At 58.9% G+C, this 26,858-nt stretch carries 30 protein-coding genes and 1 tRNA gene; 26 read left to right on the forward strand and 5 right to left on the reverse strand.

The genetic code is table 11. The annotated features are described in order from the left end of the window. The first annotated feature begins 41 nt into the window (after positions 1–41). The 9 genes from IIC71_09085 (at position 42) to IIC71_09125 (ending at position 8,698) form a co-directional block, all read left to right on the forward strand. Positions 42–539 (forward strand): twin-arginine translocase TatA/TatE family subunit, encoded by a 498-nt coding sequence (locus IIC71_09085; GenBank protein MCH7669332.1) that lies wholly within the window; start codon positions 42–44, stop codon positions 537–539. Next, positions 539–1,246 carry a twin-arginine translocase subunit TatC gene (tatC, locus tag IIC71_09090; GenBank protein MCH7669333.1) on the forward strand — a complete coding sequence of 236 codons (708 nt, stop codon included), beginning with the start codon at positions 539–541 and terminating at the stop codon, positions 1,244–1,246. Before IIC71_09085 ends, tatC begins: the two co-directional genes overlap by 1 nt. Beyond that, positions 1,243–3,798 (forward strand): DEAD/DEAH box helicase, encoded by a 2,556-nt coding sequence (locus IIC71_09095; protein MCH7669334.1) that lies wholly within the window; start codon positions 1,243–1,245, stop codon positions 3,796–3,798. Before tatC ends, IIC71_09095 begins: the two co-directional genes overlap by 4 nt. After that, positions 3,795–4,676 (forward strand): YegS/Rv2252/BmrU family lipid kinase, encoded by an 882-nt coding sequence (locus tag IIC71_09100; protein MCH7669335.1) that lies wholly within the window; start codon positions 3,795–3,797, stop codon positions 4,674–4,676. Before IIC71_09095 ends, IIC71_09100 begins: the two co-directional genes overlap by 4 nt. A 107-nt stretch (positions 4,677–4,783) precedes the next feature. Next, positions 4,784–5,179: a DUF4193 family protein gene (locus IIC71_09105; GenBank protein ID MCH7669336.1), complete on the forward strand. Its 396-nt coding sequence runs from the start codon at positions 4,784–4,786 to the stop codon at positions 5,177–5,179. Positions 5,180–5,219: 40 nt separating this feature from the next. Continuing rightward, positions 5,220–6,002 (forward strand): polyprenol monophosphomannose synthase, encoded by a 783-nt coding sequence (locus IIC71_09110; protein ID MCH7669337.1) that lies wholly within the window; start codon positions 5,220–5,222, stop codon positions 6,000–6,002. A gap of 10 nt (positions 6,003–6,012) precedes the next feature. Next, positions 6,013–6,492: a GNAT family N-acetyltransferase gene (locus IIC71_09115; protein MCH7669338.1), complete on the forward strand. Its 480-nt coding sequence runs from the start codon at positions 6,013–6,015 to the stop codon at positions 6,490–6,492. Next, a complete protein-coding gene (locus tag IIC71_09120) occupies positions 6,489–7,886 on the forward strand; it encodes a M20/M25/M40 family metallo-hydrolase (protein MCH7669339.1) in 1,398 nt (465 codons plus the stop codon). Before IIC71_09115 ends, IIC71_09120 begins: the two co-directional genes overlap by 4 nt. Positions 7,887–7,888: 2 nt before the next feature. Continuing rightward, positions 7,889–8,698 carry an HAD-IIA family hydrolase gene (locus IIC71_09125; GenBank protein ID MCH7669340.1) on the forward strand — a complete coding sequence of 270 codons (810 nt, stop codon included), beginning with the start codon at positions 7,889–7,891 and terminating at the stop codon, positions 8,696–8,698. On the opposite strand, the gene IIC71_09130 is transcribed toward IIC71_09125, so the two are convergent. After that, on the reverse strand, positions 8,691–9,440 hold the full coding sequence (locus IIC71_09130; protein ID MCH7669341.1) for a rhomboid family intramembrane serine protease: 750 nt from the start codon (positions 9,438–9,440) through the stop codon (positions 8,691–8,693). The two genes, IIC71_09125 and IIC71_09130, sit on opposite strands and share 8 nt — an antisense overlap. Positions 9,441–9,481: 41 nt before the next feature. Between IIC71_09130 and IIC71_09135 the strand changes: the two genes are divergently transcribed. The 13 genes from IIC71_09135 to IIC71_09195 all read left to right on the forward strand — a co-directional run bounded on the left by IIC71_09135 (position 9,482) and on the right by IIC71_09195 (position 20,408). After that, positions 9,482–9,694 carry a hypothetical protein gene (locus IIC71_09135; GenBank protein MCH7669342.1) on the forward strand — a complete coding sequence of 71 codons (213 nt, stop codon included), beginning with the start codon at positions 9,482–9,484 and terminating at the stop codon, positions 9,692–9,694. 158 nt (positions 9,695–9,852) lie between these two features. After that, positions 9,853–10,674 (forward strand): NAD(+)/NADH kinase, encoded by an 822-nt coding sequence (locus IIC71_09140; GenBank protein MCH7669343.1) that lies wholly within the window; start codon positions 9,853–9,855, stop codon positions 10,672–10,674. Next, positions 10,655–12,307, forward strand: a complete 1,653-nt coding sequence (locus IIC71_09145) for an AAA family ATPase (protein MCH7669344.1) — start codon at positions 10,655–10,657, stop codon at positions 12,305–12,307. Before IIC71_09140 ends, IIC71_09145 begins: the two co-directional genes overlap by 20 nt. Positions 12,308–12,321: 14 nt before the next feature. After that, positions 12,322–13,977: a CTP synthase gene (locus tag IIC71_09150; GenBank protein ID MCH7669345.1), complete on the forward strand. Its 1,656-nt coding sequence runs from the start codon at positions 12,322–12,324 to the stop codon at positions 13,975–13,977. Continuing rightward, positions 13,974–14,507 (forward strand): NUDIX hydrolase, encoded by a 534-nt coding sequence (locus tag IIC71_09155; GenBank protein ID MCH7669346.1) that lies wholly within the window; start codon positions 13,974–13,976, stop codon positions 14,505–14,507. Before IIC71_09150 ends, IIC71_09155 begins: the two co-directional genes overlap by 4 nt. Next, positions 14,504–15,385 (forward strand): site-specific tyrosine recombinase XerD, encoded by an 882-nt coding sequence (locus IIC71_09160; GenBank protein ID MCH7669347.1) that lies wholly within the window; start codon positions 14,504–14,506, stop codon positions 15,383–15,385. Before IIC71_09155 ends, IIC71_09160 begins: the two co-directional genes overlap by 4 nt. 42 nt (positions 15,386–15,427) lie before the next feature. After that, entirely contained in the window at positions 15,428–15,772 is a 345-nt protein-coding gene (locus tag IIC71_09165) for a TraR/DksA C4-type zinc finger protein (protein ID MCH7669348.1), read from the forward strand. Between the two features lie 48 nt (positions 15,773–15,820). Further along, positions 15,821–16,297, forward strand: a complete 477-nt coding sequence (locus IIC71_09170) for a hypothetical protein (protein MCH7669349.1) — start codon at positions 15,821–15,823, stop codon at positions 16,295–16,297. Positions 16,298–16,401: 104 nt separating this feature from the next. Further along, positions 16,402–17,187 (forward strand): segregation/condensation protein A, encoded by a 786-nt coding sequence (locus IIC71_09175; protein ID MCH7669350.1) that lies wholly within the window; start codon positions 16,402–16,404, stop codon positions 17,185–17,187. Continuing rightward, positions 17,172–17,765: an SMC-Scp complex subunit ScpB gene (scpB, locus tag IIC71_09180; GenBank protein ID MCH7669351.1), complete on the forward strand. Its 594-nt coding sequence runs from the start codon at positions 17,172–17,174 to the stop codon at positions 17,763–17,765. The genes IIC71_09175 and scpB overlap by 16 nt, the downstream gene beginning before the upstream one ends. Then, positions 17,744–18,478: an rRNA pseudouridine synthase gene (locus IIC71_09185; protein MCH7669352.1), complete on the forward strand. Its 735-nt coding sequence runs from the start codon at positions 17,744–17,746 to the stop codon at positions 18,476–18,478. Before scpB ends, IIC71_09185 begins: the two co-directional genes overlap by 22 nt. Next, on the forward strand, positions 18,475–19,761 hold the full coding sequence (gene aroA, locus IIC71_09190; GenBank protein ID MCH7669353.1) for a 3-phosphoshikimate 1-carboxyvinyltransferase: 1,287 nt from the start codon (positions 18,475–18,477) through the stop codon (positions 19,759–19,761). Before IIC71_09185 ends, aroA begins: the two co-directional genes overlap by 4 nt. Then, entirely contained in the window at positions 19,746–20,408 is a 663-nt protein-coding gene (locus IIC71_09195) for a (d)CMP kinase (protein ID MCH7669354.1), read from the forward strand. Before aroA ends, IIC71_09195 begins: the two co-directional genes overlap by 16 nt. Before the next feature lie 4 nt (positions 20,409–20,412). On the opposite strand, the gene ispH is transcribed toward IIC71_09195, so the two are convergent. Beyond that, a complete protein-coding gene (gene ispH / locus IIC71_09200; GenBank protein MCH7669355.1) occupies positions 20,413–21,459 on the reverse strand; it encodes a 4-hydroxy-3-methylbut-2-enyl diphosphate reductase in 1,047 nt (348 codons plus the stop codon). 117 nt (positions 21,460–21,576) lie between these two features. On the opposite strand from ispH, the gene IIC71_09205 reads away from it, so the two are divergent. From IIC71_09205 to IIC71_09215, 3 genes are read left to right on the forward strand one after another with little or no spacing between them, the layout of a single operon-like run. Next, a complete protein-coding gene (locus tag IIC71_09205) occupies positions 21,577–22,962 on the forward strand; it encodes a DUF512 domain-containing protein (protein MCH7669356.1) in 1,386 nt (461 codons plus the stop codon). Then, entirely contained in the window at positions 22,959–24,272 is a 1,314-nt protein-coding gene (der, locus tag IIC71_09210; protein MCH7669357.1) for a ribosome biogenesis GTPase Der, read from the forward strand. The genes IIC71_09205 and der overlap by 4 nt, the downstream gene beginning before the upstream one ends. Then, entirely contained in the window at positions 24,272–24,433 is a 162-nt protein-coding gene (locus IIC71_09215; GenBank protein MCH7669358.1) for a hypothetical protein, read from the forward strand. Before der ends, IIC71_09215 begins: the two co-directional genes overlap by 1 nt. A gap of 14 nt (positions 24,434–24,447) precedes the next feature. On the opposite strand, the gene IIC71_09220 is transcribed toward IIC71_09215, so the two are convergent. Next, positions 24,448–25,404, reverse strand: a complete 957-nt coding sequence (locus tag IIC71_09220) for a hypothetical protein (protein ID MCH7669359.1) — start codon at positions 25,402–25,404, stop codon at positions 24,448–24,450. Positions 25,405–25,491: 87 nt separating this feature from the next. Here IIC71_09220 and IIC71_09225 point away from each other — a divergent pair. Then, a tRNA-Pro gene (locus IIC71_09225) sits at positions 25,492–25,565 on the forward strand. Between the two features lie 675 nt (positions 25,566–26,240). On the opposite strand, the gene IIC71_09230 is transcribed toward IIC71_09225, so the two are convergent. Both IIC71_09230 and IIC71_09235 read right to left on the reverse strand, forming a co-directional pair. After that, positions 26,241–26,639: a hypothetical protein gene (locus IIC71_09230; protein ID MCH7669360.1), complete on the reverse strand. Its 399-nt coding sequence runs from the start codon at positions 26,637–26,639 to the stop codon at positions 26,241–26,243. Next, a partial coding sequence (locus IIC71_09235; GenBank protein MCH7669361.1) for a hypothetical protein occupies positions 26,636–26,858 on the reverse strand: 223 nt, incomplete at its 5' end. The genes IIC71_09235 and IIC71_09230, both read right to left, overlap by 4 nt.

Consider the following 26,858-nt stretch of genomic DNA (forward strand, 5'->3'; position numbering starts at 1 on the left):
GGTCTTTTCGTTTGTGCGATAACGTTCCCTAGAGTTAATCCATGTTTTCGTTCGGCGACATGCTCACTCTCGGGGTCCTAATCCTGGTGATCTTCGGGCCTGACAGGATGCCCGCACTCGCTCGCAAGGCCGGCACCATGCTTGCAAAGGCCCGTGATACGGTGCGGCTGCTTCGCGATGACCTCGGCGATGACTACAAAGAGGTCCTCGCCCCGATCGAAGACGTCCGCAAATCCCTACGCGAGGCCCGCGCCGAGATCCGAGGTATTGCCACCGATGTCGCGCACCAGGTGACGGGGGCCATTGATGATGTCACGACCGACGTGTCGTCGATCGCTGCGCAGGCACGTGATTCTGTGGACGAATCCCTTGCCGCGGCCCGTAACGCGATCTCGATCGAGAAGCCGGTGTCCGACGGTGGACCGACCGACCTGGTCGCCACAGGAGGAGTTCAAGATGTCGACGCAGATGGCGTCGAGGCGGGCTCACCCGATGATGTTTCGTCTGGAAATGCGGTAGATCAAGGGTCGAGCGACTAATGACGGACCGAATGACCCTCCTTAGTCACATTCGAGAACTTCGCGATCGCGTCATCAAGGCGCTGATGGCATTGTCGGTTGGTACCATCATCGGCTTCTTTTTCAATCAACGCGGCCGTGAGTTTCTTGAACAACCGTATGTGGACATCACCGACAACAAGCTCGGGTTTCTCTCCCCCGCCGACGGCTTTTCGCAGGCGATGAAGGTGTCCTTGTTCATCGGACTGGTAATCGCGGCTCCGTTCGTGATTTACCAAATCTGGCGGTTCGTCGCCCCCGCACTAAGTCGACGCGAAAAGAAGCTTGTCATCCCCCTGTCGCTCGTCATGGCTGGCCTGTTCTTCGCCGGTTTGTTGCTGGCCTATTGGACGCTGCCGTTGGCACTGCGAGTGCTTTTCAGTTTCGCTAGCGAGTCCGTAGAACCGACCATCACCGAGCCGGACTATCTATCTTTTGTCCTGCGTTACATGCTCGGTTTCGGTCTCGGGTTCCAGTTCCCGGTCGCGCTGTTTGCGGCAGCGACGTTTGGCCTTCTTACAAGTCAACGACTGCGGAAGTCGTGGAGAGGCGCAATGGTCACGATCGTTGTCGTCGCTGCACTCATCATGCCCGGTGGGGACCCGCTTCAGCTTCTCATGCTCGCAATACCGATGTACCTTCTGTACGAGGCGACCATCCTCGCCATCAAGCTCTTACTTCGTAAGTGAGCGGTACCGCATTTGCGAGTGAGTTCCTCGGCGGTCTGGGGTTCCCTCCAGACGCCTTTCAAATAGAAGCGGCCTCCGCGATCGACGCCGCCGAGAGCGTGGTTGTGACTGCGCCCACCGGGGCTGGGAAAACGGTGGTCGCTCATGCTGCGATCACCCGGGCCTTGGGGCTACAGCGGCGGGCGTTCTACACCACGCCGATCAAGGCGCTTTCTAACCAGAAGTTCGCAGATCTAGTCGACATGTACGGCGCTACCGACGTCGGTCTGCTCACAGGGGACAACGTCATCAACGCAGACGCTCGTGTAGTTGTCATGACAACAGAAGTGCTGCGCAACATGATCTATGCAGATTCCACCGCTCTCACGGGTCTTGGTGTTGTTATCTTGGACGAGGTCCATTACCTCGCCGATCCTGAGCGTGGCTCCGTTTGGGAGGAAGTCGTGATCCACCTGGACAAGGGTGTGCAGTTTGTGAACCTGTCCGCCACGATTGCCAACGCGCAAGAGTTCACCGGATGGATCCGGGCCCGACGCGGCCCGACGACCCTCATTCAGGAGATGGTTCGTCCGGTGCCGCTCGATGTTGTGTACATGATCAATGACAAGCACCGCAACCGAGGCCTTATCACCGAGCCGGTGTTCGCCAGCGGGGGGACACGTCCCAACTCGGCGATTGTCAAACTCCTCAAGCGAGGACGGGGGAGGGAACGCCGTTTTCGTACGCCTCGGCGGCGCGAGACGGTCGACGAGCTCAACGACCTTGGGCTTCTTCCAGCAATCATTTTTGTGTTCTCGCGAGCAGGGTGCGATCAGGCGGCCCGAGACATCGCCACCGCACGCATCACGCTGACAAACGCTGAGCAGCGCGAACACATTCGCCGGCGGGCCGAGCAGCTCACATCGCATCTAAGTCCCTCAGATCTCGCAGTAGTCGGTTACGTCACATGGCTTGAGAATCTCGAAGCGGGTGTCGCCAGCCATCATGCAGGCATGATTCCTGCATTCAAGGAGACGGTTGAGGACCTGTTCGTCTCTGGCTACTTGCGGGTCGTGTTTGCAACGGAGACGCTGGCAATGGGTATCAACATGCCGGCGCGAAGCGTGGTGATCGAAAAGCTCTCGAAGTTCACCGGTCAGGGCCACGAGCTGCTCAAACCCGGCGACTTCACTCAACTCACTGGTCGCGCCGGGCGTCGTGGAATCGATACGCAAGGCACCGCGGTGGTGTTGCACACTGACCATGTGCCGTTCGACAGAGTTGTGGCCATCGCTGGCGCCGGTTCTCACCCGTTGCGATCGTCGTTTCGCCCGTCCTACAACATGGTCGTCAACATGATCGCCAAATACGACCGAGATGAGGCCACGAGGTTGTTACAGGCATCGTTTGCGCAGTTCACAATCGAGACACACTCAGAGTCGATGCGTATGCGTGTTGCCAAGCTCGAACGGGATGTAGTTGCATGGACCCCGATGGTCGAATGCGACCAGGGCGACGTCCGCCAGTGGGCGGAGACCGCTGCGGAGACAGGCGACCTCAGGTCCCAACTGGACGACTTCGTCACCCGGCTTGACATTGGAGACGTACTTGAGCGACCGGCTCCGGGAGGTGGCTTCCCGGACCGGTGGGCAGTGCTAGCACTAGGTTTCGGTGCCTCACCGCGAGTGACCTTGTTATCGGAAGACGGAACCGTCCGCCGAACGCAGTCGGCAGACCTGGGACGCGACATTGCTGTGGTCGGGGAAATCCGATTTCCGGAACCGTTCAGACCGACGGACACACGATTTCAACGCCGCGTCGGATCTGCACTACGAGGGTGGCGATCTGACGGTCGTGACCCTATTCGACCGGTTCCCACAGTCCCTGGACCCGACGTCGGTGTTGTCACCTGTGTTGATTTCGATAACCACCTATCAGCGCTGGCGAAACTGCGTCATGCCGAAAACGATCTTCGGAGACTCAACCGACGGATTCTCCGTGTTGACACGACCGTTCTCGACGCGTTTGAAGCGATGATGTCGCTCCTTGAGGATCGTCGCTTTATATCGGGATGGGCACTGCAAGAAAAAGGGCAGCGCCTACGGTTGTTATCCACCGAACTCGATCTTCTTCTCACAGAGGCTCTCGATAATGCGGTGTTCGACAACCTGACGAGCGCAGAGTTTGCGGCAATGGTTTCCGTTTTTGTGTATGAACCTCGTCGAGTCGACATCGGCGGGGGCCCGCCGTCGCGCCGCGTGCACCGGCGCGTTGACGCGCTCTGGGACATTGTTGATTCCGTACAGATTGCGGAACGCAGCCACGATGTATCAGTCTCGCGCGACCCTGAGGTTGGGTTTGCCGAGCTGGTGTACGCGTGGGTCGAGGGATCTAGCCTTGCTGACCTGTTTGGTGACGAGGACATTGTCATTGGCGACTTCGTGCGGACATGCCGCCAGGTGATCGATTTGATTAGGCAGATTCGTGACGGCTACCCAACGTTGTCCAATACGGCGCGTGGCGCCATCTCTGCCATGGACCGAGGCGTCGTTGCGGCAGGCGGCCGCGCGTGAGGTGGGTGGTCATTCACAACATCCGCGCCGGTAAGCGATCTCGGAAGAGAGCATCTCTGGCGGGCGTGCTTGAGGACTGCGGTATCGACGCAGAGGTACACGAGACGACCAGCGCTGAGCAGTGCGCGGAGGTGATCGCTAGCGCACACAGTGGCGGGACCGAGCATTATGTTGCTGCTGGCGGTGATGGCACTCTACACGGTGTCGTGAACGCTCTCATGGCCCACGAGTGGCCCGAGCCACCAACCGTCGGAATCCTTCCCCTAGGGTCGGGGAGCGACTTTGCACGTTCGTTTGCTCTTCCTCGTAGGCTCGACCGCGCGATCGCTCACCTCACGGGTGACGGCCGCTACCTCTGCGACATCGGCCTCCTTGAGGGATCATTCGGTCTGCGGTACTTCGTCAACGTCGCCGATGTTGGTGTCGCGGGTGCAGCCGTATCCTGGTCAAATAGGTTGCCGCGAAAGTTGGGAAAGCTGCGCTACACCGTGGGATTCTGGCTTGCGCTCGCAGTGTTCTCTCCGCGAGATGTACGGGCCGTCACAAGCAGGACGACAATCGAAGCCAGTGCGGTCAACGTCGTAATCGCCAATGGACAATTCTTTGGCGGCGGCATGCACATTGCTCCACAAGCCGTGCTTATGGATGGCTTGCTTGATGTTGAGGTGTTCACAGGACGAAGATGGCAGGCGCTGTCTGTGATGCCGAGGGTCATGAGGGGTACGCACCTTCGCCACGCCTCAGTAAGGGTAACGAGGTCTGCACGAATCGAAATTGGGTGTCGCGAACACTGGCCGATCGAAGCGGACGGCGAATTGATTGGCCATGGGCCCGTGGTCGCTAGTGTCGTACCTGGTGCGTTCTATCTCAAGATCTGAGGCCGAGCGCCGCGAGATGTGAAGTCTGCGAAACGCGGTTCACATTTTCTTGCGGGCGAGATATACTCGCCCAGAATTTGTTTCAGCCACCGCATGAGGTGCTTTTGATGTTATCTAGCGACGATGTCGCTGACAGCGCAAAGAACAACAAGACATCCAGCGACGTTTCGTGGGAAGAAGACGCCGACAGAGTCGACGATGGGCGCGACGACTTTGAGGAAGAGGTCGACGAGGTCGAAGAAACTGAGGCAACGGGCGAACCGCTCGAAGAACTCGAGTCCGAGGAACGCAGCATGCTCACCGACGACGAAGCGTCGGAAAGCATCGGCATTGACGAGGACGCAGCCTTGCGCGACATCATGATTGCAGAGCGCTCTATGGAGTCGTCCGATGTCGACGCCGCTGGCGATCAGGAGTTTGTGTGCCAATCTTGTTTTCTTGTGAAACCGTACGCTCAGTTGCGGAACAAGAGGAAGAAGATCTGCATCGACTGTGCGGGCTAACGTTCCGTCCATAGGCCGTCAGGGTGTTCCCGAAAGCGGGATTGATTCGAGGGAGTCTGATCGGCCCGCCGACCCATTCAGGCCGGCCGACCCGCTCAGCAAGGACACTGTCGTTGTTTTGCCGACATACAACGAAGCGGAGAACATCGATACAGTCGTTGGCGCAGTACGGGCGTACGGGTACGCGGTGCTGATTGTCGACGATGCGTCGCCGGACGGCACGGGGGAGATAGCCGATCGAATAGCGGACGGCGACAGCGGGGTCGAAGTGCTTCATCGTGCTTCGAAACAGGGACTCGGCGCCGCGTATGGCGCTGCATTCGCCCACGTTGTTGACCGATACGATGTCATCGTTCAGATGGATGCGGATCTGTCGCACGACCCGGTCGATATACCCCGGCTAACGGCAGCGATCCAAAATGGCGCAGATGTCGTCATTGGCTCTCGATACGTCGCTGGCGGAGGTATAGGCGATTGGTCGATGTTTCGGCGACTGCTGTCCTCTGGAGGAAACCGCTTTGCCCGGCTTATGGTTGGGGGCCAGGTTCAAGATATGACCAGTGGCTTTCGCGCCTTTCGATCGTCCGCACTTAACCGGCTCGACCCTGGAAGCTGCACCGCGGCGGGGTATGCGTTCCAGGTCGAGATGGCGGCCCGAGCGGAGAGTCTTTCGCTAGTTGTCCAGGAGATTCCGATTATCTTCCGTGACAGGGTGCGTGGCACATCGAAAATGGATTGGAGGGTGGCCTCTGAGGCGGTTCGCCTGTTTAGCAAATGGGGTGTCCAACGACTGATGAGAAAGCTGAGATTTAATGGCAGGTGAACCGAAACCCGTGGTGCGTAACGCGACGCTCGACGACTTGGATGAGTTGATTGATCTCTTTGCCATGCTCGAGCGAGAACAGTCAGATCTGCGCCCCTTGTGGAGGTACGCCAACGGACTCGGCGAACCGGCGGCGACTTCGCTGGCGGCAATGATCGTCGACGGCGAACATGAGCTGTACGTTGCGGAGGTGTGTGGCGCCGTTGTTGGTTTTCTCGAGGCCCTTACCGAAGACCTTCTGCCACAAGCAGGTGGGGAGCGAGTCGGTGTGGTCCGCATGATTTTCACGCTTGAAGGTATGCGGGGTGTCGGCATTGGACACGCACTGCTCGACCATGCTCTGGACGAGTTTCGACAGGCGGGGATACACCTGTTCGACGCGCTGGTCTCCCCAGGGCATCGCAGTGCCAAGAATTTCTTTGAGGCGCATGGTTTCAAGGCGCGATTGATCGTGATGCACGGTCTCGACGAAGGGGCACTGACGACGTGAGGTACAGTGATGAAAGCTCTGATGTCGTCAGACTCTTGCAGGAGCTGATACGTAATGCCTGTATCAACACCGGAGACTCTGATTCGGGGGACGAGTGGAAGTCGGTCGCAACGCTGGCCGAGTTCTTCGGTCGCTCAGGGACCGTCATCGAACCGTCGCCGGGGAGGCAGTCCGTTGTTTACCGGGTTCGCGGGCACAGCTCCGAGGCGCCGACGCTCATGTTGCTTCCGCATCTCGACGTTGTTCCGGTGAGTGAAGACGGCTGGTTGCACAATCCGTTTGACGCCGAGATTCGCGACGGTGTCGTGTGGGGTCGTGGGGCCGTCGACATGCTCAACGTCACGGCGGCAATGGCCGCGGTGTTCAGACCATACCTTGTGGGCGACATTCCGCCACTTGCGGGCGACCTCGTGTTTGCGGCGGTCGCAGACGAGGAATCTGGCGGCGTTTTCGGTGCTGAGAACCTTGTTGAGAACCACTGGGATCTCGTGTCGTGTGACTATCTGCTCACCGAGGTAGCCGCACCGACACTTACAAAACTCGGGTCGTCCGTGCTGCCGGTTACCGCAGGGGAGAAAGGAACTGGGTGGCGGATCCTCTCAGTACGTGGCACCCCAAGCCACGCCAGTCAGCCGTTTGGTGCTGACAACGCCGTTGTTCCCCTCGCTGAGTCGGTCGTCTCACTAGCGTCTACACCGACTCCGGTTTCGATAAGCGAAGAATGGACAACGTTTGTCGATGCGCTTGATCTAGACGTTGACGTCGCAATGCGGCTGAAGCATCCCGATACTGTCGACGAAGCGATCGACGATCTAGCTGAGACCGATCCGCTGCTTGCGAGGTGGGCACATGCCAGCACGCACATGACCGTTGCTCCAACAACGTTGACTGCCGGTACTAAGACGAACACCATTGCAGATTTCGGGACGGCGTCCGTTGACATTCGCTTGCTGCCTGGCCAGTCTCAGGACGACGCCGACTCGCATCTTCGTAAGGCCATGGGTGAGACGGTCGCTGCCCGTGTCGATATCGAACGGGCATCGATTGGAGAGGCCACCCTGTCAATGGCCTCGGGGCTGCTGTGGGAAGCGATCGGCGACGCCGCACAAGAGCACATCGGGTCTCGCGCTTTGGTGCCAATGACGAGTCCGGTCGCGACGGACGCGAGATTTTTCAGGCGTCGCGGAGTCACATCGTATGGAGTAGGTTGGTTCGACGACGAGGCAGCATTTTCCGAGCTGCTATCCATGTTCCACGGTCACAACGAGAGAGTCCGAGTGACATCCGTCAACCAAACAACCGCGTTTTTGAGTACAACGGTGGAGCGCTTCGGTGCCAGGACATCCGTCCTTCCGCGCCAGGACATCGCATCGAACAGACCTGAATCGACGTAGGGGTGTCGCTAGCAGAGCCCGACGGGTACGACCAGGTACGGACGATTGTGTGTGACCTTGACGGCGTCCTGTACGTTGACAGCGAGCCGGTCCCCGGTGCTGGAGAGGCCCTTGAGCGTTTGCAATCGGACGGGTACGACCTGTTGTTTGTGACCAACAACGCAACAAGAACACCAGCCATGGTGGTTGCCAACATTGCGCAACGCACCGGGTTTGTCACCACAGCGGACCGTGTGGTCACTTCGCCACAAGCTGTAGCGCATTATCTCAAGGAGAATCAACTTGACGACTGTTTTGTGATCGGAGAGGACGGTCTGCGAGAGACGCTGCGCTATTCGGGACTGAGACTCGTGGAGGACTGGAGAGAGGCGAAGACGGTGGTCACCGGTCTCGACAGAAGTGTGACGTACCGACGTTTCGCAGACGCCACTCTCGCGATTCGTCACGGTGCGCAGTTTATATGCACGAATTTGGACCCGACATATCCGACACCTGCAGGGCTTCAGCCCGGCGGAGGTGCCATTGCTGCGTTAGTCGAAGTCGCGGCGGGTGTCACCCCGGTGTCTTGCGGAAAACCCGCGGCCCCGATTCGGGACCTCATCGCATCTCGCCTGGCGCCAGGGCAGGTTGTCGTGGTTGGTGATCGTATGGATACTGACATTGCAATGGCTACTGCGCAGGGTTGGTTTGGTGCATTGGTGCTCAGCGGTTCGACGGATGCGAGTTCGGCCCCTGCGCCGACACCACGAATGCTCGTGCTCGACTCTATTGCTGACCTGCCCGGAGAACTTCGCCGCCGTTGCGCTATCTGAACTGAGTGGGAAACCCGAGCGTGGCCCGGGGCCTGTGAATGAGCGCGAGGCGCCGTATCAGCACCGTGCGAAACATCAGTGTGACGAGGGCTCCGACGAGGAACCCTGCAACGTGGGCCTCCCACGCCACGTTCGGTGACTGGTCGGCGAATTGGCTGACGAACCACAACCCGAGATAGATGAACGCCGGAATTGGCACAAAGAATACAATTACCAGCGATGTGATCTTGTTTTTTGGAAACAGTACCAAATACGCTCCGAGTACTCCGGCAACGGCGCCGGACGCTCCGACCAGCGGAATCACGCTGTCTGGATTTGCTGCGACGAATCCCAACGTGGCCAACAGCCCGACGCCGAGATACCCGAACAGGAACCACTTCGGCCCGTACGCCTCCTCGACATTGTTGCCAAAAATCCATAGGAACCACATATTGAACAGCACGTGTAACCAGGAGCCGTGTAGAAACAGCGAGAAAAAGATCGACGCCAGAATCGCCTTGTCCGCAAAGAACCCCGGCTCAGAGACATCGCTGCACGTGTCGGAGTCGACTTCGGATTGCGAGACTGGTTCCCACGTCACGACCTCGCACGCAATCGCCGCGTTCTTGTAGAGGAACTCATCCTCCGCGTCGGTCGAATCATGGGGTTGCACAAACGCAAACACGGCGAGGTTCACAGCTATCAGGACCAGCGTGACGATGGGAAACGTCTTCGTTGGATTGATGTCTCTGATCGGGATCATCCGTTAGACCTTTTGCGGTTCGATGGGCGATAATGCACAACATGGATACTACGCACACACCAGCTAACAGCGCGCCGAACCGGACCGATGCGTTACAGGAGCTCGCCGATATCGATGCGGCAGAAGCTCCCGACGTCGCCGAAAGGCTCGCTGCAGAACTCACCGAGAGACTTGAGGATTCATCGCCGGTCTCACAAGCAGGTGAGCAACTTGCCGCGAACTTCGATTTGACTGAGACCCCGACTGGCCCGTGAACTCGGATCCGCAAACGTAGTCTTGAGCCAAATGTTTATGGATGTGGGTATGTGTCTCTGTGGTGCGATACCATCTCGTGTACCGGGAACTAGCGGCGACACAGACGTGCCGCCATCGTTGGCCAAGAAGAACTTCTCGTGATTTGGATCAAAGAATAATGACATCGAATCTCATTCCCACGCGGGTCGCCTTCGTCGCATCCGAGGAAAACCATGCAGGCACTGAGCTTGCGAAGACGCTTGCTGGGTCAGCGTTTGCAGACTTTGGCTTCGAGGGCGTCTATGCACCCATTGGGTCTGCAATCGGCGATGTCGATGCAGTGGTCGGTGTTGGTGGCGACGGCACCGTGCTGCATGCTGCCGCGGTGGCGCGTGCGGCAGACATTCCAATCATCGGCATCAATCTGGGCCGCGTTGGCTACCTCGCTGAGGTTGAGGCAACCGATGCCGGGAAGGTTTTGCAACGTCTCGGTGCAGAGGGCCTTGAAGAGGTTGAGCACCCAACGATTGAGGTCACTTTCGAAGATGGGACAGCGCTCACTGCTATCAACGACGTCGTTGTGGAAAAGGTAGTCAGCCAACGCATCGTGGAGCTCAAGGTTGCGATCGACGGTGAGGCGCTGACACGGTACCGGGCCGACGGCATCATCGTTTCGACTCCACTCGGGTCGACCGCGTACTCACTGTCCGCCGGTGGACCCATTGTTCAGCCAACAGTTGAATGTATTGTGATGACTCCGATTGCTCCGCACAGCCTTTTGAACCGTTCCTTTGTCGTTCGTCTCGACGCAGTCGTCAGCATCCAGACCGCATCTGATCGACCCGCTCAAGTACACGTGGACGGTCGTGGGACGCGCAAGCTTGCCCTTGGCGAGACCGTACATGTCACCCGCTCGAAGCGCCCGGTACGGTTCTTGGTCACCGGTGGCGCCCCGTTTCCTCGCGCGGTACGAGATCAATTTGGGCTTCGTCATGCTTGAGGAACTATCGGTCAAGAATCTCGGAATTCTCGGACAAGCATCGATTGACATCCCTTCGGGATTCGTCGTGGTGACGGGGGAAACCGGGGCAGGCAAGACTTTGCTGTTGGGGGCGCTGCGGCTTCTCGCCGGCGAAAACGCGAGTCGGAGCGGGGTCGGTCCGCAGGGCGACGAGCTGTCGGTCACCGGTAGGTTCCTCATCGACGGCGTCGATGTTGTCGTGCAACGCAAGGTGACTACCAAAGGCAAGTCGCGGGCCTACCTCGACGGCGAGATTGCAGCGGCTGGCGATCTACGGCGAAAAATCGGTGAACGTGTGGAAGTTGTTGCGCAGCATGATGGCTTTCGCCTCGGTTCCCCCACCGGCGCGCGCACTTTTCTCGACGATGCGCTTGATTCGCTGCAGCGCTCGACACTCGACATGTACGCGCAAAAGTACGCAACGTGGCGCGGTCTGATTAGTACCCGCGCTGCGATCGGGGAGGACCTGAGGTCGCTCGAACGTGAGCGTGAGATGGTGGAGTTCCAGGCACAAGAGATCGCGGCGGCAGGTTTCTCTATCGGTGACGACGCAGATCTTCAGATCCGGGTCGAGCGGTTGCGCAATCGTGAGGAGATCAGCGAACTGTTCAACGGGATCGACATCGCGCTCAACGCCGATCACGGGGCTGTGTCAGCGCTCGCGGATGCCGGTAGCCTCGTGCGCCGTCTGGTCAAGCTTGACGTCTCGGTTACCGGCATGATGCGCCAGGTAGCCGACATCGAGGAAAGCCTCGCGGTTCTGGCGGGGGAGATCGCACGTCATGGTGCGGACGATGTAGGCGACGGCGACATGTTGGAGTCTGTAGAAATGCGTATTGCGCTTCTCAGCAACCTGCGTAGAAAGTACGGCGACAGCCTCGAGGATGTGTTGGCGTTCGCTAAACAGGCGTCAATGCGGCGCGATGAGCTGTGCGAGTTCATCGAGCGCTCGGGAACGCTTGACGATGAGATCGAAGGTGCGTTGCGCGACGTGGGCGCCGCCGCCGCGGATCTGACAAACGTACGCATCGCCCGTGCGCAAGAGTTGGCGGAGGCCACCGTTGGACACTTAACCGCTCTCGGATTCACCGATCCGTCGGTCGCTTTCACGATCACACCGCTGCCACCCGCGGCACACGGCGCCGACCGTGTCGTTCTCGAATTTGCGTCGCACTCCTCGCTTACTCCATCGCCGATCCAGAAGGTCGCATCGGGTGGTGAGCTCTCGCGGTTGGTGCTTGCGCTCAGACTTGCGGCGGGAATCGAGTCGGCGGCGGTGGTGGCGTTCGACGAGATCGACGCAGGCATCGGTGGACTCACAGCCCGCGCAATGGGTTCCCGACTCCAAGAACTTGCGAGTGGTAGGCAGGTGTTTTGCGTGACGCATCTGCCCCAGGTTGCGGCCTACGCGGACGGGCACATTTTCGTCGAACGCGACGGAACCGTTGCTACTGCACGTGTCCTGAGTCCACAGGAACGAGTGGACGAGATCGCCCGCATGTTGTCCGGCATGCCAGAATCCAAAAGTGGAATCCGCCATGCTGAAGAGTTACTTGCTTCGTCGGTGAGATCCGGAGTCGCACAAGAGTCGGCTATGCTGCGGTCGTCCTAGGTGGAGAAACAACGTTGACCAAGTACATCTTTGTCACTGGGGGAGTTACTTCAAGCCTCGGCAAGGGGATCACCGGCGCCTCTCTCGGGCGGATTCTCAAAAGTCGAGGGTTGCGGGTCGTTATTCAGAAGCTCGATCCGTATATCAACGTCGACCCCGGCACGATGAATCCGTTTGAACACGGCGAGGTGTTTGTCACAGATGACGGTGGCGAGACTGATCTTGACCTCGGACACTACGAGCGGTTCATCGGGGTGTCGTTACGTCGGGAATCGAATGTCACAACCGGGTCGGTGTACCAGACGGTCATCGCAAAGGAACGCCGCGGTGACTACCTCGGCGCCACCGTGCAGGTCATACCCCACATCACCAATGAGATTAAATCCCGCATTCGTAAGGTCGGGGACAACGACGACGTCGATGTTGTCATCTGTGAAATCGGTGGAACTGTTGGAGACATCGAAAGCACTCCGTTTCTTGAAGCCATCCGTCAGATGCGCAAAGACGTCGGTCCCGATAACATTTGTTACATCCATGTGACGCTGGTTCCGTACCTGGAGACAAGTGGCGAGCTGAAGACCAAACCCACCCAACACTCCGTTGCTGAGCTGAGAAGTCGTGGCATCCTTCCCGACGTCATTGTGGTGCGCTCAGATCGCCCTCTCGACGAAGGAGCTCGCCGCAAGATCAGCTTGTTCTGCGATGTTGAGCCCGATGCGGTAATCAACGCGCTGGACGTAAGCAACGTGTATGCGTTGCCCCTAGCGCTCAGCGAGATGGGCTTTGACACCGCGGTACTGAGAACACTTCACCTCGATCTGCCAGCGGCCGATCTTGCCGACTGGGCGGCGATTGTCGAGCGGATGGACTCACCGACCGAGGAAGTGGTTATTGGCATAGTCGGCAAGTACGTCGATCTTCCTGACGCATACAAATCAGTCGTGGAGGCGATCCGCCACGCCGCCGCGGTGAATGACGTGAAGGCGAAAATCAAGTGGATTCCCAGCGATGATGTTGAGGGGCTGCTTACCGCAACCTACCTGGAGGGGATGGATGCGATCCTGGTTCCAGGCGGGTTCGGTCACCGAGGGATCGAGGGTAAGGTTCAGTCGATCCGTTACGCACGAGAGAACAACGTGCCGTTTCTAGGTCTCTGTTTGGGCCTCCAGTGTGCAGTGATTGAGTATGCCCGCCATGTGCTGGGGTTGGCGTCGGCGCACTCTGGCGAATTCGAACCGATGACCGAACATCGCGTCATCGACCTGATGGAAGACCAGACGGGGGTGCTGGACAAGGGTGGAACGATGAGACTCGGCCTGTATCCGGCGAAGTTACGCGAAGGGTCGCTCACGCGTGCTTTGTATGGTGAGGAACTGATATATGACCGGCATCGCCATAGGTGGGAAGTGAACAACAAATATCGCAAGGACTTGGAAGATGCCGGTTTGCAGATGGTCGGTGTGTCACCCGACGACAGGCTCGTGGAACACATCGAACTCCCGTCGCACCCGTTCTTCTTAGCGAGTCAAGCACACCCCGAACTACGGTCTCGGCCCGATCTGCCACATCCAATGTTCGTCGGGTTTCTCAAAGCAGCTCGCGACCGCTCGCGCCTAACGCACGGCGTGAGCGTCGACGATCTAACAGCGGACCATTTGCCAAAATCGTGAACCGGTTCCGCATCACCTCTGAGGTGGCGGTAGCGAGAACGGCGTTCATCACAACCGCCGAGCTGACGGTAGCGACGCCCGACGGTGGAGAGGTCACCAGAGTTGTCGTTCGGCACCCGGGTGCGGTCGCAGCGGTCGTCTGGGACGGATCGGTTGTCGTTCTCGTTCGGCAATACCGCTCAGCAGTTGATGCATACCTCTTGGAGATCCCGGCAGGCAAACTCGACGAATCAGACGGATCCGGAATCGCGGCGATCGAACGTGAGGTCCGTGAGGAGCTTGGGTACACGGTTCGAGACGTGTCACACATTGCCGGTTTCTACACGGCGCCGGGGTTCACAGACGAATACATAGACGTTTTTGAGATGACGGCAGTCAGCCAAGTCGGCCTGGAACCCGACGGCGCAGAGGAGCAGCACGCGGAGATCGTAAAACTCTCGCTCGCCGACGCATTAGCGCTCATTGATTCCGGGGACATAGAAGATGCCAAGACGATCATTGCGTTGCATTCCGTACGGGATCGGAAGTGAATCTCAAGACGATCGCTGACGACTACATCGGATCGATCGTGACCGAGGCTGGACAGTCTCCGCTTACCGCCGAGGCCTACCGGCGAGACATTTTCCACTACCTAGACTTTCTGTCCGGTAGGGAGCCGACGACCAAGTTGGTCGCCGACTATGTCGAAGGTTTGACTGACGTTGGGCTGCAAACGAGTTCGATCAAGCGTCGAGTATCCGCGTTGCGCGGCCTACACCGACACGCGGTCCGCGAGGGGTTGCGAACTGACGACCCGACCGTGAAGTTGGCAACGCCGAGACCTCGCAGGTCGCTTCCGAAGGCGCTGACAATCGACGAGGTGCGGCGCCTCCTTATCCCATCTCGAGACGACACGCCGCTGCAACGGCGGGACACCGCACTACTTGAGTTCCTCTACGCGACGGGGGCTCGGGTAAGCGAGGCGAGCATGTGCGACATGTTCGATGTCAACCTCATTGATCGCACCGTTGTCGTCACTGGCAAGGGAAACAAGCAGCGACTCTTGCCGCTCGGCACCTATGCCGTTACAGCGATCGATGCGTATGTTGAAGTACGCGTGAACGGGCGGACGGACGCGCTGAATACGGGAGCGCTCTTTCTCAATGCCAGAGGTGGCCGCCTCACCCGGCAAGGGATGTGGGGAATACTCAAGCGAGCGGCTTGCGCAGCAGGAATCCCAAGCGATCGAGTGTCCCCACATGTACTGCGGCACTCGGCAGCTACACACATGGTCGAAGGAGGCGCTGACCTGCGTACTGTCCAGACAATGCTCGGTCACGCTAGTATTTCTACAACGCAGGTCTACACACGCGTAACGCCAGAGCACCTCTATGAGGTGTACGTCAGTGCACATCCGAGAGGGCGCTAGCGGGCGCAGTCAAGGGAACCGCCGTCAAAGTGGGAGCAACCAGTGAACATCGAAGCGATTGCGTCGGACCTTCACGACGAGCGTCGCAAACTCTTTCGGCAACTCGACGAACTCGGCGCTACCGAATCCGGTGACCTTACCGGCGATGTCGATTACGGCAACGCGTTTGCAGACGCCGCCGCCGCCACCGCCGAACGCAGCGAAGTGCTTGGCCTCGTCCAGAACATTACGAGGCTGTTGGGTGACATTGACCGCGCAATCTCGTCGATTTCCGACGGGACGTACGGGATTTGCGCCTCATGTGGAAACCAAATTGGTGCTGCCCGGATGGAGCATCGTCCGACGTCGCGGTTGTGTATTTCCTGTAAGTCGTCGCTCGCTTCCTAGTACTCGCGACCTGATGACGATCCATACCGCGGCAGTGGAACGCTAAACGTGGCTTCACTTGCGCACGTTGTTCGACGCTTTTCTAGACACGTTCTCGCAAAACCGTTGACCGATGTGGATATCGAGTTCATCAGGACGCTGATCAGCCCGGATGAGGAACCGTTGTTCTGGCGCCAACGCCTCGGTGATCAACAACACGCGGTTGTCACCGCACGCCGTATGTTGTCAACGCATGCACACGGCAGGGCCGTGTTGCGTGCGGCGTTGTGGCACGACATCGGAAAAATTGATAGCGACCTCGGTGCAGTGACGCGTGCGTTCGCTACAGTCGCCCGGCTGCTCAGGCTCCCTCGCCCCATCCGTTGGCGCCTCTACGACGACCATGGGCCGATCGGAGCGCGCTATCTCGCAGCCATGGGTTGCGAATCGCTGGTGGTCGATTTCGCCAGGTTCCACCCCGATAGCGGACCCTCTGTTTACTCGAAGGCCATATGGGAATCTCTGCTTCGTGCTGACGATGACTGAACAGCGGGTGTTTTGACGATGCGGAGACGATGCATGACACAAGCAGTTGACTCGGATGCGCGGCAGAGGCGATAACATGGGAGGGTCGATTTGTTGGAGACAGTGTGTCGTTTGAAGTGCAAACACGAGTGTTCGAGGGTCCGCTCGATTTACTCTTGCAACTCATCACTTCGCACCAGTTGGAGATCACAGATCTGTCGCTGTCCTCGATCGTTACGGAGTTTGTGGCGCATCTGGATGCCATCACGGATACCGACATGGAGTCGACTTCTGAGTTCTTGCTCATAGCGGCCACGCTGATTCAGCTCAAAGCTCGGCACCTTCTTCCCGATGGTCGTCCGCTCGATCTCGACGAAGAACTCGAGCTCGCGGGCGAGAGGGACAAGTTGCTCTCTCGGCTCCTCGCGTGTCTCACATTCAAAGATGTGGCCGCGGTGTTGTTGCACCGCCTCGAAGCAGTTGAGCGTTGGGTTGCGCGCGATGTCGGGCTCGACCCTGGGATCGAACCCGCACGGGCAAACGTGCGCTTGGGTGTCTCGCTTGATGAGTTCCACGCCATTGCCTCCCTCGCGTTTTCAGAAAGGCTTGTTGACCCTGATCTCGACCACCTCGATTTCGACGTGCCCTCTGTCGACGAAGCAATTACCGATCTCCGAAGAAGGATCGCCAGCGAAGCAATCCTTGAGTTTGATGCCGTCGTTGAACACTGTGAGCGGTCGATCGAGGTCGTTGCTTACTTTCTTGCCCTACTTGAACTGGTGCAGTGGGGGTTGGTACACGCCACCCAAGAAGTGACTGCATCACCCATCACCTTTGAACGAAACACATCTACGATGCTCATCGGTGTCATCGATGTGTTTGGTGAAACGTCAGAATGGCAGACCAACTGATGGATGTGCTGTCGACCATTGAGGCGATTCTGTTTGTCGCTGATGAGCCGGTCTCGGCCGCCGAACTCTCCGAGCTACTCGAGGTCCCGCGTACCGAAACTGACGAGGCGTTGGTCGCCCTCCGGGAGAGGCATGCCGCGGGCCCATCAGGACTCGTCGTACGCAACGTTGGAGGAGGGTGGCGGCTCTACACGGGGGAAGAGGCGAGACCGTACCTCGAACGATTTGCCGCGACCGAGCGCGCCGCGCGACTTTCCAAGGCAGCGCTCGAAACACTTGCGATCGTCGCGTACCGGCAACCGGTGTCTCGCGGACAGGTTGCCGAGGTTCGCGGAGTCGATTCCGACAGGGTGCTGCGGACACTCGAGCGCCGGGGGTTTATCTACGAATCTGGTCGAGATGACGGACCCGGGCAGGCTGTGCTGTACGAAACCACGGACCTGTTTCTTGAAAAGCTCGGGATTGTCGGTCTAGCTGAGCTACCACCGCTTGCCGATCACGTGCCGCCAGCAAGCGTCGTGGATGTTCTAGAGAGACCGTTTCGTCCGGAGGAATCATCGAACGGATCCATAAGTTGATCGCTCACGCCGGGCTATGTTCCCGGCGTAGGGCGGAGCAGCTGATTTTCCAGGGTCGCGTCACGGTCGACGGACAGCCGGCCACGATCGGTCAACAAGTTGATCCGCAAAGTGTCCTAATTGTGGTGGACGGCGTTCCACTACCCGTGCGTCCTGACCTCGTGTATTACTTGTTGTACAAGCCGGTCGATGTCATTTCTACCGTGAGCGATCCCCAAGGGCGCACCGTTGTTGTGGACCTTGTGCCAACAACGACCCCGGTTCACCCTGTAGGCCGCCTCGATTCTGACTCCGAGGGACTGATCCTCCTCACCAACGATGGAGATCTCACCCATCGCTTGACACACCCGAGCTTTGGGGTCGAAAAGACGTATCAGGCAGTTGTCGATGGCGCGGTGACTTCAGCGAACATGGCCCGGCTTGTCCGCGACGGCGTTACCCTCGATGATGGCCCGGCAAGACCGGTTCGTGCGGTCGTCAAAGCAACATCGAAGGGAACGTCGCTTGTGGAGATCGTGCTTACCGAGGGGCGCAACCGAGAGGTTCGACGGATCTTTGACGCCATCGGGCACCCAGTTGTGAGACTGGTCCGCACCGCCATCGGACCGATCCGGGATCCGAGCCTCAAACCAGGTACCCAACGGTCGCTGAGCGCTGACGAAGTTCGTTCGCTCTACACCGCTTCGGCGGGCGGTACGGCGGTCCAAGCATGACGTCAGCGATCGATACGGTGACCATTCGCCCAAGGCCGGGGGCCTTTTCCGCGACAGTCACGGTGCCGGGCGACAAGTCTCTGTCGCACAGGTCGTTGATCTTTGCTGGGTTTGCTAACGGTACGAGCATCGTATCTGGGCTCGGTACCGGTGAAGACATCCAGTCGACCAAATCGATCCTGGCTGACCTAGGAGTTGTGTTTGACGGGGACTCGGTTATGTCCCCTGGTGTCCGAGAATGGACAGAACCAGCAAATGTTCTCGACTGTGGAAACTCAGGCACGACGATGCGCCTTATGGCAGGTGCGTTGAGTGCAGCGTCGTTTGAGTCGGTGCTTGTTGGAGACGAGTCATTGTCGAGTCGCCCGATGGAGAGACTGGTCGGCCCCCTCGGCGCTCTCGGGGGCAGGGTCGAAACGAGCAACGGCACCGCACCCATGACCGTTGGTGGCGCCGACGTGACTCGTCGGCCTGCCGACGCTGTCCTGCCGGTGGCTTCAGCACAACTCCGGACCGCGTTCGCGCTTGCTGCAATCCAAGGAGACGCACCGTCAACGATCGCCTCGCCCGATGGGTTCCGTGATCACACGGAACGGTGGCTGGTCACTCTCGGCCTCGGTGAACGAGTCGGCAAATCAGTGCTGCGCATCGTCCCTGGCGAGATCCCTCCCGGTGAATACGATGTACCAGGTGACCCTTCAAGCGCTGCCTTTCTCTGGGCGGTCGCTGCAATCCGCACCGGTTCATCGGTAACGACACCGGGAGTCTCGCTTAACCCTGGAAGGATCGGGTTTCTCCAAGTCCTCGAAATGATGGGGGCCAAGGTGGAAGCCGAGGTAACGGGCGCCATTTTGGGAGACCCGATTGGGACGGTAACTGTTACCGGTCAGACGTTGCACGGTGTTGATCTCAGCGGTCCGGTCATCGCCGGCGCGCTAGACGAGTTACCGCTCGTTGGTGTGGTTGCGTGTTTTGCGGAAGGGATGACGACGGTCCGAGATGCGGCAGAGCTCCGAACGAAGGAGTCCGATCGGGTGAGCGCAACAGTCGCGATTATCGAGAACATGGGTGGCGGGGCGCAAGAGCATGCTGATGGGTTCGACGTTGTCGGCCTAGGCTTTCTTGAAGGTGGAGAAATAGACACCCGCAACGATCACCGCATTGCTATGGCAGGCGCGGTTGCTGCTTCGTGCGCAAGTGGGCCGTCGACGATTAACGATGCGGGCATTGCCGGGGTGTCGTGGCCAGACTTCTACGAAGTTCTCGAATCACTGTGGTCATAACGATCGACGGGCCGTCCGGTGTCGGAAAGTCGTCGGTAACACGAGCCGTGGCTTCTGCGTGTGGCTACGAGGCACTCGATACGGGTGCGATGTATCGAGCAGCGACTCTCGCCGTGTTGCAAGCCGGTGTTGCTCCTGAAGACACCAACGCTGCTATCGACGTGATCGAACGATCACAAATTGTCTACGCCGATGGCGCGATTCTGTTGGGTGGCGCGGACGTGTCAGCCGAAGTGCGCGGCAGCGAGGTAACCAGTGCCGTGAGCGTCATCGCGGCCATCCCGCAGGTCCGGCTCATTCTTGTGGATCTGCAACGTGCCTGGGTCAGCGAAAGGGACGGCGAAGCCGTCGTCGAGGGCCGTGACATCGGCACGGTCGTGTTCCCCGACGCTGCAGTGAAGATCTTTCTTGTTGCGCGGCCCGAGGTGCGTGCGAGGCGCCGGGCTGGTGACGCTGAGGTCTCCGACCTTTCTACACATGCTATCGAGCACAGTTTGCGTCGCCGCGACCATCTGGACTCGACACGCAAGATCAGTCCGATGCTGGCTGCCGACGGGGCGCTCACGATCGACACTTCCGAGTTGAGCCTGTCTGAAGTTACCGAGAAAGTTCTTGCAGCGGTCGCCGTCTCTGTCGACCCGGTGTAGCTGCCTACAGAGCGAGCAAGTCAAGCGATTCGGTTGCGGTGTGATCCCGGTCGGCCTGCATAGGTCCGGAGCGGTGTGGGCCTTGGGCGGCGAATCCACCTTCAACGAGATATTGAAGAGAAATGATGAGCTGACGAAGCGCCGGCGGTAGAGGGAAATACTCGTCTTCGTTGGTAACGCTCAAAAGCTCTACTCCGTCCTTGGGATCGATAGCGTCGATCACTTCACGGAGGCGTTGATCTGGTGCGGAGGCACCCGCCGTCACCCCGACAACCTTGTGGCCGACCAACCATTCGGGATCAATCTCATCGAGGCCACTGACGCGATGGGCCTCCACACCTTGGAGCCGCGCAACTCGCACGAGGGCTTGGGTGTTTGATGAGTTCTCCGAGCCGACGACGAGGATAAGCGTCGCCTGTCTTGCGAGCGCAATCGTCGCTTCTTGCCGATTCGTGGTCGCGTAACAGAGGTCGCTTTTGCGGGCGGTGTGGAGATCTGGGAAAGCAATTGTTGCCGCGCTCAGCACCGACTCCCATTCGAAAAAGCCCAGCGTCGTCTGGGCGACCAACGCTACCTTTTTCGGATCACGAGGTGTATACCCACCGAGGCCGCTATCGGGATCGATCAATCGAACGGAGTCGGGCGCCTCAGCGACTGCACCCATAGCTTCGTCGTGGCCGTGATGACCGACGTAGATGATGTCGAAATCGTCAGCGGCCATGCGTTTAATTTCGTGGTGCACCTTTGTAACGAGAGGACACACGGCGTCGACCATGATCGCCGATCGGCCTTCTGCGGCAGCCACCACGTCGGGTGCCGAACCGTGGGCTGAAAGCATTACAGGGCTCCCCGGCGGTGCGTCGACGATGTCATCAATGAACACCACACCAGCCCGTTCAAAGGCCGCGACAACGTCGGCGTTGTGGACAATTTCATGAAAGCAGTACACCGGCCCCTCGAACACTTGGACCATCCAGGTGAGGGCCTTTATCGCCATTTCAACTCCGGCGCAGAAACCCCGCGGCTCGGCAAGGATCACTTTGTCTGCCATGGCGGCATGCTACTCGGCCAAGACTGCACAAAAGGCAGCGTTTGGTGCGCCGTGGCCTGTCGACTCGGTGCCGCCCAATTCTGTCGATGGCCCGCGCAGGGGTATCCTCTACGATATATGTCGTATCCGACGGTCCTCGAGATCACCCCCGATTCTCCTGCCGCGCTCGCAGGTCTCGCCGTTGGCGATACCTTTGTCGCGGTGAATGGCGCGGCCCCTTCAGACATCATTGAGTACCAACAACTCATCGACGAACCGGAGCTGTCAATCCAGACCGAACGGGACGGAATTGCCCGGTCTGTTGAGATCAGCAAGCGGACCGGCCAGCCGCTTGGGATTCGTCTTGATTCCTCGATCTTCGATCGAGTACAAACCTGCGACAACCATTGCGCATTCTGCTTCATCTATCAGCTACCGCCGGGGATGAGAAAGTCTCTGTACCTCAAAGACGACGATTATCGGCTGTCGTTTCTCTACGGAAACTTCACCACTCTCACTCGGTTCACCGAGCTCGATCTCGCCCGTGTTGTTGAGGAACGTTTAGGGCCGCTCTATGTGTCCATCCACACCACCGACCCGGCAGTGCGTACCGACATGCTTCGAAACCCACGCGGTGCGACCAGTCTGCGGTGGTTGCGGGCCTTGCTCGATGCGGGCACTGTGGTGCACGGGCAGATCGTTCTGTGTCCGACGGTTAACGGCGACGAGGTTCTTGAAAGAACCCTGTGCGAGATCGTAGGTCGTTACAGCGGTATTCAATCAGTTGGGATTGTGCCGCTGGGTATCTCGAAGTACAGCACTGAACCCGGTCTCATCCCTCATACACGTGATACCGCGCGGCGTGATCTTGAGATCGTGCATGCGTGGCAGGCCGTAGCACACGAGCGTCTGGGGCGACGCTTATTTTTTGCGTCGGACGAGCTGTACCTTCTTGCCGGGCTCGACATTCCATCGAGTGAAACCTACGAAGATTTTGCGCAGCACGAGAACGGCATCGGGATGGTGAGGGCCTTCTACGACGAGTTGGAACGTATCGAGAATGGCTCTGGTGGCGATGTCCCTGTGGTGACAGGGGAGTGGCGTTCCATACCTGCGGCACCGGCGCTTGGATATCGCGCGCCGCGCGGCACCCGTCGAGGAGACGCCTCAACCGATAAGGGTGATGTTGTCGTACTCACTGGAAGTTACGGTCGAGCCGCGTTAGAGCCGATCGTTGGACGTCTGCAGGCGGTGGCTGGACGCAAGATTCGGCTGCTCGAAGTTGAAAATGATTTCTTCGCTGGCAACGTAGGAGTTGCCGGCCTCATGGTCGGGGAGGACCTCGTTCGCACTCTTCGCGAAGATGCTGAACCTGCCGCTGTGTACCTGATCCCCGATGTTGCGGTCGTCGGAAATACCTTCCTCGACAACGTCACTCTCGACACCGTCGTTGCGGCCGCCAAAGCATCGGTGCTGGTTGTGGAGACTACGGTTGCGGGTCTCCTCGATGGGGCCGCCGCATGAGTCGCGTGCCCGTGGTTGCAATTATCGGACGTCCGAACGTCGGCAAGTCGACACTTGTAAACCGTATCGTCGGTCGCAAGGAGGCTGTCGTCGACGCGCAATCGGGTGTCACTAGGGATCGTCGGGAGTTCGACGCAGAATGGTCGGGAGTCGAGTTTTGTCTGATCGACACTGGTGGTTGGGAGGCTCGACCCGACAAGGGCATCCCTGCCGGTATCAAGGTCCAGAGCGAGGTAGCGTTGAGCCTTGCGGACATGGCGATCTTTGTTGCAGACGCAACAACTGACATCAGCGACGACGACTTGGGGATCGCGAGACTTCTTCAGAAATCAGGGAAACCATACATCTTGGTCGCCAACAAGGTCGACTCGCCAAAGCAGGAACATACCTATGACCACCTGTGGGGGCTGGGTCTCGGCCAGCCTTTTCCACTCTCTGCTCTGCACGGCCGCGGCACCGGTGACTTTCTCGACGCCGTACTTGCCGAGATGCCCGCAGTCGACGGCGACGATCCCGAAAGGGTGCCGCTGGCGTCGCTGGCCATCATGGGCCGGCCCAACGTCGGCAAGTCGACGCTGCTCAACAAACTCGCCGGCGAAGATCGAGCAATAGTTTCGGAGATCCCTGGCACCACCCGCGACCCGGTAAACATTGTCGTCGATCTCGATGGTGAGCCGTTTGAGGTGATCGACACCGCGGGGATCAAGCGACGCACGAAGATCACCGACGATGTCGAGTTCTACTCAACGCTGCGTGCCCGTGAGGTGTTGTGGCAATCTGATGTTGCACTTCTCCTCATCGACGGGACCAGGGGAGCAAGCCACCAGGAGCAGCGCCTCGCCGAAGAGATCGTGAAGTCGGGCACCGGTCTCATCGTGCTCCTCAACAAGTGGGACGTCATTGACGAGAAACAGCGAGACTTTACTGAGGACTCCGTTGCGGACCGGCTCGCGTTCGTGTCGTGGGCACCCGTGCTGAGGCTATCTGCCAAGACCGGTTCGAGGATTCATCGTCTGCCAAAGGCCATCCGGATGGTATTGGAGAGCGCCAGATTCCGTGTGTCGACCGGCGAGATCAATCGCAAAATCCGCGAGTGGCAAGACATGCATTCACCGCCGGTGCGTAAAGGAAAGCGGCCAAGAATCATCTACTCCGTGCAGGCCGACGTGAGTCCGCCAACCTTCCTTCTCTACGTCCGCGGCGGCACCATTGGTGATGACTACTTGCGCTACATCGAGGGCAAGCTGAGAGCCACGTATGGGTTCGCAGGTACCCCAATCAGAGTTGTGGCCAAGCGCCGGGAACGCTGATGGTCGCTGAGGAACAAGCCAACGATGAGGAGAACGGGCACGTCGACCCGGCAGACGAACCGTGGCCGATCGGGTTTCTCATGTTCACCGGCCTCGTGGCGCTCTACCTCGTGTTACGTTTTGTTGATCTAGGCATCAAGGCGTTGCGCGCAATCTTCTAGGTACCGTGTCTGAACTAGGCGCATGCCGGCACAGGCCTGATCCTCGGCCACCGCTCAACACCGTCGGGGCTTACGACATAGAGGTAGTCACCATCATCCGCCGGGCTTGTAAACAGTTCCCTAAAACCTCGTGTGTAGCCGAGCGTAACGGCGTCGACAGGGAGGACGACGTCTGGATCGAACGTGAGATAGTCGGTCGCGTCGAGTTCGGTTCCGAAGTACTCGAAGTCGCCGGTGAGTCCAAGACGAAGCCGCGCAGCGCTCGACACGAATCTTGAATTGCTAAAAATCCCGGAGACGTCATTCACATACGCAGTGCCCTCGAAATATCCGCCGATGGCGACGAAATGGGCTTGCCCCCAGTTGCAGTGCCCGCCGGAAACAAACTCTTCAACCTCCGATCGCGGCGCCGGATCCCCCTGGGTGCCTGCCCACGGTGCGGTTTCTTCAACCTTGGCGAGACACGTGGGTCGAATATGTAAGGTTGCCGTCACGTCGAAAGGGTCCGAGAGGTTCAGCTCCGCAGCGCAGCTCAGCCTGTCGACTTTCGATGGCCACACGTAGCTCCACCGCAGCGTATACGCATCCGGCGACAGCGAGACGGTGGTGGTCTCGGGGGAGAAGGAGCGTCCGGCGCGCGTCACCAACCCGTCGGCGTAAACAGTGGCTCCGCCGGGGTCGACGATCCGTACACAAACAGTGACATCCGTGGCGGAGAGGATTTCATCAAAAGTGCGCCCGATTGTGAGAGTGATGACGTCGTTCGAGTCTCGGGCGGGCTCGATTGTGGGGCACTCGGTCGCAACAGCGACGCTGTCCGACCTAGTTTCACGGCTACTTTGCTCGGAGCTGGCCGCGTCTTGCTCAGTTGCGCCGGTACACGCAGAGGCGGTGAGTGCGATCGCAACGCTCAGCGATGCAAGCCGCTTGCTGCGTGCGAAAGTTGCGGTGCGTGTGGCGGTCTGATTCACCACCCGATGATACCGGCCAACCGAGTTTGTGGCCCGAGCAGACCGCCACCGTTCGCCGCTGTGGTGGTGGGCTACAATCGGATCTTGCGGGCTGTGGCGCAGTTTGGTAGCGCACTTGGCTGGGGGCCAAGGGGTCGCCGGTTCAAATCCGGCCAGCCCGACCGCAAAACCCCAATGATTCCAGGCTTTTCGGGGGTGGATGTTTGCTAGCCGAGTCGCTGGAGGCAACGAGTAGGCAACGAAACTTTCGAGAAATGTGCCGTTATTGCCCTTTTTGCGCCCTCTGATTTGTCTTCGTTCGCATACTGTGATCGTGTGTGCTTAGGCTGTGGTGCAACGTGTAGGCAAGCCTGGGACCGGAACCCATGTGACACGGATGCGGGACTGCCTGCGATAGCTTCAGATGCGTCGAAATAGGCAGGTGCCGCGGACACCACGCGGATACTGCATGGTAACCGTGGCCTTGAGTGGGGGACTCTTGCCTGCTTGTCGTTACAAGCCTGCGTGACTTGGACTAGCGATAGGCCCTCTCGTTCAGCTCGTCGTGGCGTCCTGCATCCAAGACGTGGATACATCTAGTATCGCGGTCAAGCATGTAAATGAAGCGCCAGTTATTGGTCGAGATTTTGTACTTGTAGACCTCGCCGTACTCTCTCCAAGCACGCGTACGGAGTCGCACTCGCTTGCGCGACTTCGCCTCATTGAATGGGTCGGCCTTAATCACCGCGATGGCCCGTTCGAAGTCTTGTCCTCGCCGTCCGTCCCTCTGGAGAAACCGAGTGACAGACGGTACTTGAATGTGGGACCAACCGGTTTCGCTGACCACCTATAGATCCTTAGCTCTGGTGGCGCTCGATCCGACCGAGAATGTCTATGACGGCGCTGGGCTCGGCGTGCTCGAACGCGAGCGTTTCCTCCCACTCATGCAGCAAGAAATCGATGTCGTCGGTTTCGGCGAGATCACGTATGAAGAGGGCGAGGTTGGCTTCATCGTCTACCAGGGCCTTGAACAGAGACGACAGCGTAGGGTTCCGCGGTGTCGTCAAGACTTGATCGGTTATGACCTGAGTGGAGAGTACAGAGAGGAGGAGAGGAAAAGAATCGTCACTAGCGCGTGCCTCACTGACGATACGTGTGGCTATAGGACCAGCAGTCGTCGAGTAGACCACGCGGCTGAGGTAGTTCAAAAAGTGTGCGGTGTCAGCGTACTCGTTCGGATGGTCGAGGACTGTCATGCTGTCTCCGATGTGGGTTCTGCATCGCCCTCAGCACCCACCGCCTGTTCCTTTAGCGAAACAGAGAAATTGAGCTGGGCGAACATGTCTTGGATGCGGGTAGCTAGCCCCACCGAGACTACGACGCGCGCAACGACCTCGGCTTCCGTCTCCTCGCGATTACTAGGCGACCCCACGGTTGCCTGGACGAAATCAAAAATGACCTCGTCTCGCAATTGC

It is taken from the genome of Acidobacteriota bacterium, from assembly GCA_022562055.1.
Lineage (GTDB): Bacteria > Actinomycetota > Acidimicrobiia > Spongiisociales > UBA5794 > BMS3BBIN02.